We start from the raw sequence: 9,058 nt of genomic DNA, 5'->3' as shown, positions 1-9,058 counted from the left end.
CACCGGGCCGCGCGGCCCGTGGGCCCGGCTGCGCCGGCGCCGGCCGCCGGACCTCCCGACGCCCGACCAGGCCGAGCGCGCCGCGGAGGTGACGTCCTTCGGCTGAGGGTCCGGCGCCGACTACCGCGGAGTAGGTTCGGGGGTGACCCGACGTCCGGCGACCCGTCGTCGGATTCCCTCATCGTGGAGGACCCATGCCCGAAGCCGTCATCGTCGCAACCGCGCGCTCCCCCATCGGCCGCGCGTTCAAGGGCTCGCTCAAGGACCTACGGCCCGACGACCTCACCGCCACCATCGTGCGCGCGGCCCTCGACAAGGTGCCCGCCCTCGACCCCACCGACATCGACGACCTGATCCTCGGCTGCGGCCTGCCCGGCGGGGAGCAGGGCTCCAACATGGGCCGCGTCGTCAGCGTCCTGCTCGGCATGGACCACCTGCCGGGGGCGACGATCACCCGCTACTGCTCCTCCTCGCTGCAGACCACCCGCATGGCCATGCACGCGATCAAGGCCGGCGAGGGCGACGTCTTCATCTCCGCCGGTGTCGAGATGGTGTCCCGCTTCGTGAAGGGCAACAGCGACTCGCTGCCGGACACGAAGAACCCCGCGTTCGAGGACGCGCAGGCCCGGGTGGCCAAGGTCGCCGAGAGCGGCGCGGACTCCTGGACCGACCCCCGGGAGGCCGGGGAGGTCCCTGACGTCTACATCGCGATGGGGCAGACCGCCGAGAACCTGGCGCTGCTCAAGGACGTCTCCCGGGAGGAGATGGACGAGTTCGCCGTCCGCAGCCAGAACCTGGCCGAGCAGGCCATCGCCGACGGCTTCTGGGAGCGGGAGATCACCCCGGTCACCACCCCCGACGGCACCGTGGTCAGCAAGGACGACGGCCCGCGCGCCGGCACCACGCTCGAGGGCATCTCCGGCCTCAAGCCGGTCTTCCGCCCCGACGGCCGGGTCACCGCGGGCAACGCCTGCCCGCTCAATGACGGCGCCGCCGCGGTCGTCGTCATGAGCGACACCAAGGCCCGGGACCTGGGTCTCACCCCGCTGGCCCGGATCGTCTCCACCGCGGTCACCGGCCTCTCGCCGGAGATCATGGGCTACGGCCCGGTCGACGCCTCCAAGCTGGCGCTGCAGCGGGCCGGGATGAGCATCGGGGACATCGACCTCGTCGAGATCAACGAGGCGTTCGCCGCACAGGTGATCCCCAGCTACCGCGACCTGGGCATCGACATCGACCGGCTCAACGTGCACGGCGGGGCGATCGCCGTCGGGCACCCCTTCGGCATGACCGGCGCCCGCATCACCGGCACGCTGCTCAACGGCCTGCAGACCAAGGACAAGACCTTCGGCCTGGAGACGATGTGCGTCGGCGGCGGCATGGGCATGGCGATGGTCCTGGAGCGCCTGAACTGAGCCTGGCCCGCCGTTGAAGCGCCTTGAACAGCACAGTGGCCCGGCCCCCTCGTGGGGGCCGGGCCACTGTCGCGTGGTGCTGCGGGCTCACTCGTCCTGGAAGTAGGACAGCAGCCGCAGGATCTCCAGGTACAGCCAGATGACCGTGATGAGCAGGCCGAAGGCGATGTACCAGGCGAACTTCGCCGGGGCGCCGCGGCGGATGGCCTCGTCGGCCATGTCGAAGTCGAGCAGCAGCGAGAACGCCGCCACGCCGATCACGACCAGGCTGAAGACGATCGACAGGGCACCGCCGTCGCGCAGCCCCAGGCCGCCCGGGATGAAGAAGCTGGCGACCAGGTTCACCACGATCAGCGCCAGCACGCCGAACAGCGCGCCGACGATCCAGCGGGTCAGCTTGGGGGTGACCCGGATGGCGCCGGTCTTGTAGACCACCAGCATGCCGGCGAAGACGCCGAAGGTGCCGATCAGCGCCTGCACCACGATGCCGGGGTAGAGGTTGTTGAACACCTCGCTGATGGCGCCGAGCGCGACGCCGTAGATCGCGCCGTAGGACAGCGTGGCCACCGGGTTGGCGATCTGCTTGAAGGCGATCACCAGGCCCAGCACCAGGGCCACCAGGACCGCGGGGAGGGCCAGGCCGAGCGCGAGGGACTGCGGGAGCAGCGCCCAGGTGACGGCGGCCGAGAGAACGGTGACCAGGAACGACAGACCCGTCTTCTGGACGACGTCGTCCATCGTCATGTAGCGGGTCGTCGGCGGCGCGTACGGCGACTGGGCGTACGGCGACGGCGCGGCGTACGGGTCCTGCGTCCCCTGGCCGTACTGCGGGGCCCCGTACTGAGGAGCCCCGTACTGGGGAGCCCCGTACTGCGGCGCGCCGCCCCACGGGGCGGACTGCCGGCCGTTGCCGGCGCCCGCGTTCGAAAGTCCCCGGCCGAAGACCGGGTTGTGGCTGGGCATCGTCATCTCCTCGAGGTGACCGGGCGATTCGTGGAGCTTACGGTCCTGCACCCCACTCGTCCTGGTCAACGCCTGAAGCAGCCTGCACGTTCCTGAGCGCCTTATGGACACCCGGACGGGGGGCGTGGGGACGCCGCGGGGCCGGCGGCTGCGCACCACCGGCCCCGCAGGCCCCGTCCCGAGCCTCACCGCGAGCCTGCGAGCGGTGAGGAGGACGGGGTCTCCTCTTTCAGACCGACTCACCACCGTGGTCGTGGTCGTGGTCGTGCCCGGCGTGCAGCCCGCCGCCACCGGTCGTTCGCTGTGCTCCGATCCGGTACTGCCGGTCCTGCGGGTGCTCCTCGAAGGTGCCGCCCGGGACCGGCCTGCCGACCACACCGTTGACCCGCGCGGTGTCGTAGGCCAGCGTCAGCACCGCGTAGGCGATCGCGTCGGAGTTCTGGTCGAGCACCTCCCCGTCGACGTTGGTGATGTCGTCACCCGCTTGGTGGTAGTTCCGGTCGTACGCGACCCCGGCCTCGCCGCCGTAGGTCGCCACCTGGTACTCCTCCTTGAGGACCTCCGCACCGGTGAACAGGCCGCCGGACGGGATGCCCGCCTCGATGAAGGCCTGGTAGTCACTGCGGCCGCTGAACTCCGACCCCTCGTAGAAGAGCTCCTGCTCCTCGTAGAAGTCCTCGAAGACGTACTCGATCTGCGCCGACCCCTCCGGGACCTCGACCGGCGCCTCGAATGCGGACTGGTCGCCGTCGTAGATGAACCGGGCGAAGTTCGGCGAGCCGACCATGTCGAAGTTCAGGTACAGCCCGATGTCGGCCAGCTGCTGCTCACCGAGCTGCGAGACGTAGTGCTCCGAGCCCAGCAGGCCCAGCTCCTCGGCACCCCACCACGCGAACCGGACGGTGTTGGTCAGCTTCGCCTTGTTGAGGTTCTCGGCCACCTCGATGAGGGCCGCGCTGCCGCTGCCGTTGTCGTTGATGCCCGGACCCGCGAGCACCGAGTCGAGGTGTGCCCCGGCCATGACGACGTTGTCCGGGGTCCGGCCGGGCAGCTCGGCGATGACGTTCTCGGTGGTGCGGATCGCGCTGGTCGAGTCGACGGCGAGGTCGACGGTCGTCCCCGGGGCGGCGAGCTCGCGCCCGAGGGTCGTCGGGACGCCGATGACCGGGATGTCGATGCCGGGAGCGCCCAGGGTGCCGTTGAGCGGCCCCTCCACGTTGTTGAACACGATGACCGCAGAGGCACCGGCGGCCTCGGCGTTGGACGCCTTGACGGCGAAGGCGCATGCGCCCCGCTGGACGAGGGCCACCGTCCCGGAGGGGAAGCCGGTGAAATCGGCGGCCTCGCAGCCGCTGGTGCCGGAGTCGATGTCGACCGGGGTGACGGCGCCGTCGTCGACCGAGGCGCTGCCGGTGTAGGTCATGGGCACGTAGTCGGTGCCCGCCTGGTACGTCGTCTCCGTCGGCGCGACGCGGCTGAACGAGCTGCTCCGCAGCTGGAAGAACGGGAACTCGAACTCCTGCCGGGAGACCTCCCAGCCGGCCTCGTCGAGCCGCTGCTCGACGTATTCGACGGAGGCGTCGTAGCCCGGCGTGCCGGAGGCGCGGGTGTCGCCGTTGGCATCGGCGATGGCCTGGAACGCCTCGAGGTGCTCCATGACCCCGTCCAGGGTCACGCAGTCGGTCAGCTTGGCGACCGTGTTGTTCGTGCGGTTCTCGCACGCCACAGCGGCAGCCGGCGCGGCCGCGGCCGGTCCGGCCACGGCCACGGTCCCCGCCAGTGCCGTCGCCCCGGCGGCGCCGAGCGCCACCAGCCGCGGCCGGCGGGAGGGGGTGGGTCGGGTCATGCAGGGTCTCCCTCTGCTCGCGGGTGCCCCGACGCTGAGACACCCTGTGTTCAACACCTGTGACCCTTTGTGATGATTCGGCGTGTCGTCAAGCCTTGATCTCCGAGCCCGGATCAAGTAGTGCCCCCGGTCGGGTTCGAACCGACACTCGGACCCTTTTAAGGGGCCTGCCTCTGCCAGTTGGGCTACGGGGGCCGCCGGGGACGCCAGCCCCGGGGTCAGCTCGCCTGCGCCGAGCCCGACTGCGCGCGGTCCTCCGAGGTGGGCGGCGGCAGCTGGCCGGTGCGGCCGGTGTTCGCCGCCTGGACGAACTCGCGGCGCGGATCCTGCAGCTGGCCGAGCGAGATGACCTCGCGGCGGAACACCGTGGCCAGGGTCCAGTCGGCGACCACCCGCGCCTTGCGGTTGAAGGTGGGCACCCGGCTGACGTGGTACGTACGGTGCATGAACCAGGCCGGCCAGCCCTTGAGCTTGACGCCGTAGACCTGGGCGACGCCCTTGTGCAGGCCGAGGCTGGCGACCGATCCGGCGTAGGCGTGCCGGTAGGGCACCGGCTCCTTGCCCTGGAGCACCGCGACGATGTTGTCGGCCAGCCGCTTGGCCTGCCGGACGGCGTGCTGCGCGTTCGGCGCGGTGGTGGCGCCGGGCTCCTTGGTGAGGTCCGGCACGGCGGCCAGGTCGCCGGCCGACCAGGCGTCGGGCATCCCGCGCACCTGCAGGGTGGGCTCGCAGACGACCCGGCCGCGCTCGTCGACCGGGAGGTCGGTCTCGGCGAGCATCGGGTTGGGCTTGGTGCCCGCCGTCCAGACGAGGGTGTCGCTGGCGAACTCGTCGCCGTCGGACAGGCGCACCAGGCAGTCGTCGGACACCGACTCCAGCCGGGTGTTGAGCCGGATGTCCATCCCCCGCACGGTCAGCTGCTTCACCGTCCAGGCGGCCATGTCGAGGTCGACCTCCGGGAGGATCCGCCCCATAGCCTCGACCAGCACCCAGCGCATGTCGTCCGGCGACAACCGCGGGTAGTAGTGGATGATGGCGTACCGGGCCATGTCCTCGAGTTCGGCGAACGCCTCCACCCCCGCGTAGCCGCCGCCGACGAAGGTGAAGGTCAGCGCGCGGCGGCGGACCTCCGGGTCGTCGGTCGAGCTGGCCGCGTCGAGCCGGGCGAGCACGTGGTTGCGCAGGTAGATGGCCTCGCCGACGTTCTTGAACCCGATGCCGTGCTCGGCCAGCCCCGGGATGGGGAGCGTTCGGGCCACCGAGCCCGCGGCCATCACCAGCACGTCGTAGGAGAGCTCGTAGGGCTCCCCCTCGATCGGGGCGATCCGGGCCCGCTTGTCGGCGTGGCTGAGCCCGGTGACCGCCCCGGTGACCACGCGGCAGCGCGGCAGCGTCCGGCGCAGCGGAACGACGACGTGCCGCGGCTCCACCGAGCCGGCCGCGGCCTCGGGCAGGAAGGGCTGGTAGGTCATGTGCGGCTGGGGGTCGACGACGACGACCTCCGCCCGACCCCGGGAGAGCCGCTTCTGCAGCCGCAGGGCGGTGTAGAGGCCGACGTAGCCGCCGCCCACGACGAGGACCACGGGTCGGTGCGCCATGGGTCCGAGCCTAGGGCCGGGGGGCTGGTCCCGGCACGGTCGCGGCCAGCTCCGTGGCCCGGGCCAGCACGGCGTCCAGCATCGGCTCGGTGAGCTTGCCGGTGAAGGTGTTCTGCTGGCTGACGTGGTAGCTGCCCAGCAGGGTGAGCGGTCCGTGCGTCCCTTCGAGGGAGACCTCCGCCCCGTGCCCGAACGCCGGCCGGGGACGGGGCAGCACGTAGCCGGCCTCCGCGAGCACCGGCCACAGCGCCGTCCACCCGAAGCCGCCGAGGACGACGGCCACCCGCAGTCGCGGCAGCAGCGCGAGCTCGCGGGCCAGCCACGGCGAGCAGGTGTCCCGCTCCTCGGGGGTCGGCGCGTTGGCCGGTGGGGCGCAGCGGACGGAGGCGGCGACGCGGACGTCGGTCAGCTCCAGCCCGTCGCCGACGTGGGTGGACGTCGGCTGGTTGGCCAGGCCCGCCCGCCACAGCGCCGCGAAGATCCAGTCCCCGCTGCGGTCGCCGGTGAACACCCGGCCGGTGCGGTTGCCACCGTGCGCGGCAGGGGCGAGCCCCACGACGGCGATGCGGGCGTCGGCCGGTCCGAGCCCCGGGACCGGCCGGCCCCAGTACTCCTCGTCCCGGAAGGAGGCCCGCTTCACCCGGGCGACCTCCTCGCGCCAGGCCACCAGCCGCGGGCAGGCCCGGCAGCCGGAGATGCGGGCGTCGAGGACGGCCAGGTCCCGGGCGCCCCGGGCCGAGCGGACGACGCCGGCGGGGCTGCGGGTCACCGGGAAGCCGGCGGCGTCGGAGGCCACGCCCCAGTGGACCACCGCACCCGAGGGCGCGACCACGGGGGCCGGAGGGCATGATCGCGGCGTGGCCAGGAAGCAGAAGCAGAAGGCGCCCCTCAGCTGGAAACTGCTCTCGGCCGGGTTCGCGGTCCCGGCGGGGATCGCCGTCCGGAAGCTGACCGACGCGGCCTGGTACGGCGTCCGCGGCACGATGCCGCCGAAGAACCCCGCCGCACCGGGGGTCGGCTGGTCGGAGGCGCTGGCGTGGGCGGCCGTCTCGGGGCTGGCCGTGGCCGCCGGCCGGCTGGTCGCCGCCCGCGGCGCGGCGGCGAGCTACGAGAGGCTGACCGGCAAGCTCCCGCCGGGGATCAACCAGGGCACCTCCTGAGGCCGGCCGGTCAGCGCCCGGCCAGCCGCAGGGCGATGCCGTCGAGGATGTCGTGCTCGCTGACCGCGACGTCGTCGATCGCCAGGGCGTCCATGACGACCCGCAGGATGAGTGAGCCGGCGCCGATGACGTCGACCCGGCCGGGGTGCATGACCGCCTCGGCGGCTCGCCGCTCCCGGGTGGCGGTGAGCAGCCCCGCGGTGACCGCGCGGACGGCGGAGACCGGGATGCGGGAGCCGTGGATGGCCGCCGGGTCGTAGGCGGGCAGCCGCAGGGCGAGCGCGGCGACCGTGGTCACCGAGCCGGCCAGGCCGACCAGGGTCGCGGTCTCCCCGACCGGCACGGTGGCGACCACCTCGGCGAGCGCGGCCCGGATGTCGGCCTCGGCGCGGCCGATCTCGTCGGCGTCCGGCGGGTCGCCGTGCAGGTGCCGCTCGGTGAGCCGGACGCAGCCGACGTCGACCGAACGCGCGGCCCGCACCCCGCCGGCGTCGCCGAGGACGAACTCGGTGGATCCGCCTCCGATGTCGACGACCAGGTACGGGGAACGCGGTCGCGGCTGGCCGTGCGCGGCGACCGCGGCGTCCAGCGAGGCGGTGGCGCCGAGGAAGGACAACCGCGCCTCCTCGTCGCCGGGGACGACGTCGGGCAGCCGGCCGAGGGTGGCCAGGACCATCCCCTCGAAGTCGGCCCGGTTGGCGGCGTCCCGGCTGGCGCTGGTGGCCACCATGCGCACCGCCGTCGCACCGAGGTCGCGCGCCTGCGCCGCGTACTCGGCGAGCACGGCCCGGGTGCGCTCGATCGCCTCGGGGGCCAGCCGGCCGGTGGCGTCGACGCCCTGGCCGAGGCGGACCACCTCCATCCGGCGCAGCAGGTCGCTGTGTGGGCCCTCGGGCGGGACGTCGGCCACCAGCAGGCGGATGGAGTTGGTGCCGCAGTCGATCGCGGCGACGCGCGTCATGCCTCGCCCTCCTGGACGCAGGGGCCCTGAGTCCACCACTTCCCCATCCCGGCCACGGCGCGGTCACCGACCGGGTTGACCCCCGGGCCGGCAGCCAGTGCGTGGGCGGCCAGCGCGTGCAGGCACTTGACCCGGTTGGGCATCCCGCCGGCGGTGGTGCGCGTGGGCAGCTCACCGAGGGCGTCCCGCTCGGCCAGGTAGGCCTCGTGGGCGGCGCGGTACCCCGCCGCGAGCTCCGGGTCGGTGCCCAGGTCGGCCTGCCACTCGCGCATGCGCCCGGTGGACTCCAGCCGGCTGGCAGCGGCGTTGGCCCGCGGGCAGGTCAGGTAGTACATGGTGGGGAACGGGGTGCCGTCCTCCAGCCGCGGGGAGGTCTGCACGACGTCGGGCTGGCCGCACGGGCAGCGGTGCGCCACCGCGCGCAGCGCCCGCGGAGGACGGCCGAGCTGGCGGGCGACGATCTCGCGCTCCTCCGGCGTGATCGGGGTGTTCACCAGGTGAGTCTGCGGCAGCGGGTCAGGCGACCGCACGGCCCCCTCCCGGGTACCGCCGGAGCCGTCCAGAGGCTCAGGCCCCCTCCCGGGTACCGCCGGAGCCGTCCAGAGGCTCAGGGCCCCTCCCGGGTCCCGCCCCGAGCCTGCGAGGGGTGGGGAGGAGGGGGTCCTTCATCCGTCGGCCACCGCGACCGACTGCAGCAGCGCCTCGTACCAGGGCACGTCGTCGGCGGGCTCCGGCACCGTGCCGGCGTCCCCCTTGACGGCCTCGCCGTCGACCACGATGACCAGCCGGTCACCGGGCAGCACGTAGGCCAGCCGCTCGCGGGCCTGCCGCGCGGTGTAAGCGGGGTCGGCCTGCCGCTCCAGCGCCTCCTCGAGCTGCTCGACCCGCTGATCGAGCGCGGTGCCCTCGGCGGCCAGCCGGGTCAGCTCCGCGCGCCCGGCCAGGTACTGCCGGACCGGGCCGGCCAGCGTCAGCAGCAGCACCAGGACCAGCCCGACGAGCAGCACCGCCCGGCCGGTGAACAGCGGTCGGCGCGGCGTCCCAGCGGCCGTCGTCGTCCGCGGGGTGCGGCGGACGGCGCGGCGCGGCTCCGGCCGGCTGCCCGCGCCCAGATC

Annotated in this window: 9 protein-coding genes and 1 tRNA gene; 2 read left to right on the top strand and 8 right to left on the bottom strand. The window is 73.4% G+C overall.

Translation table 11 applies throughout. The features are described 5' to 3' along the window. Positions 1–194 precede the first annotated feature (194 nt). Entirely contained in the window at positions 195–1,415 is a 1,221-nt protein-coding gene (locus tag E4P41_RS20100; RefSeq protein ID WP_135142998.1) for an acetyl-CoA C-acetyltransferase, read from the top strand. Between the two features lie 87 nt (positions 1,416–1,502). Here the strand turns inward: E4P41_RS20100 and E4P41_RS20095 are convergent, their stop codons facing one another. The 5 genes from E4P41_RS20095 to E4P41_RS20075 all read right to left on the bottom strand — a co-directional run bounded on the left by E4P41_RS20095 (position 1,503) and on the right by E4P41_RS20075 (position 6,654). Next, on the bottom strand, positions 1,503–2,378 hold the full coding sequence (locus tag E4P41_RS20095) for a Bax inhibitor-1/YccA family protein (protein WP_135142997.1): 876 nt from the start codon (positions 2,376–2,378) through the stop codon (positions 1,503–1,505). Positions 2,379–2,607: 229 nt separating this feature from the next. Next, positions 2,608–4,224, bottom strand: a complete 1,617-nt coding sequence (locus E4P41_RS20090) for a M28 family metallopeptidase (RefSeq protein ID WP_135142996.1) — start codon at positions 4,222–4,224, stop codon at positions 2,608–2,610. Between the two features lie 121 nt (positions 4,225–4,345). Beyond that, positions 4,346–4,419, bottom strand: a tRNA-Leu gene (locus tag E4P41_RS20085). Between the two features lie 23 nt (positions 4,420–4,442). After that, positions 4,443–5,822 (bottom strand): FAD-dependent oxidoreductase, encoded by a 1,380-nt coding sequence (locus E4P41_RS20080; protein WP_135142995.1) that lies wholly within the window; start codon positions 5,820–5,822, stop codon positions 4,443–4,445. Positions 5,823–5,832: 10 nt separating this feature from the next. Beyond that, a complete protein-coding gene (locus tag E4P41_RS20075) occupies positions 5,833–6,654 on the bottom strand; it encodes a uracil-DNA glycosylase (RefSeq protein WP_280661392.1) in 822 nt (273 codons plus the stop codon). A 25-nt stretch (positions 6,655–6,679) separates the two neighbouring features. Between E4P41_RS20075 and E4P41_RS20070 the strand changes: the two genes are divergently transcribed. Next, the gene (locus tag E4P41_RS20070; protein ID WP_135142994.1) at positions 6,680–6,982 is read left to right on the top strand and encodes a DUF4235 domain-containing protein; all 303 of its coding nucleotides are present in this window, start codon (positions 6,680–6,682) and stop codon (positions 6,980–6,982) included. A gap of 10 nt (positions 6,983–6,992) precedes the next feature. Here the strand turns inward: E4P41_RS20070 and E4P41_RS20065 are convergent, their stop codons facing one another. The 3 genes from E4P41_RS20065 to E4P41_RS20055 all read right to left on the bottom strand — a co-directional run. Further along, positions 6,993–7,943, bottom strand: a complete 951-nt coding sequence (locus E4P41_RS20065) for a Ppx/GppA phosphatase family protein (protein WP_135142993.1) — start codon at positions 7,941–7,943, stop codon at positions 6,993–6,995. Then, entirely contained in the window at positions 7,940–8,437 is a 498-nt protein-coding gene (locus tag E4P41_RS20060) for a DUF501 domain-containing protein (RefSeq protein ID WP_135142992.1), read from the bottom strand. The genes E4P41_RS20065 and E4P41_RS20060 overlap by 4 nt, the downstream gene beginning before the upstream one ends. Before the next feature lie 171 nt (positions 8,438–8,608). After that, positions 8,609–9,058 (bottom strand): septum formation initiator family protein (locus E4P41_RS20055; RefSeq protein ID WP_245177518.1); only part of this gene is annotated, 450 nt, incomplete at its 5' end.

Source organism: Geodermatophilus sp. DF01-2 (assembly GCF_004571065.1).
Lineage (GTDB): Bacteria > Actinomycetota > Actinomycetes > Mycobacteriales > Geodermatophilaceae > Geodermatophilus.
The sequence above is the reverse complement of the archived record's forward strand: the minus strand, read 5'-3'. Positions and strand labels throughout refer to the sequence as shown.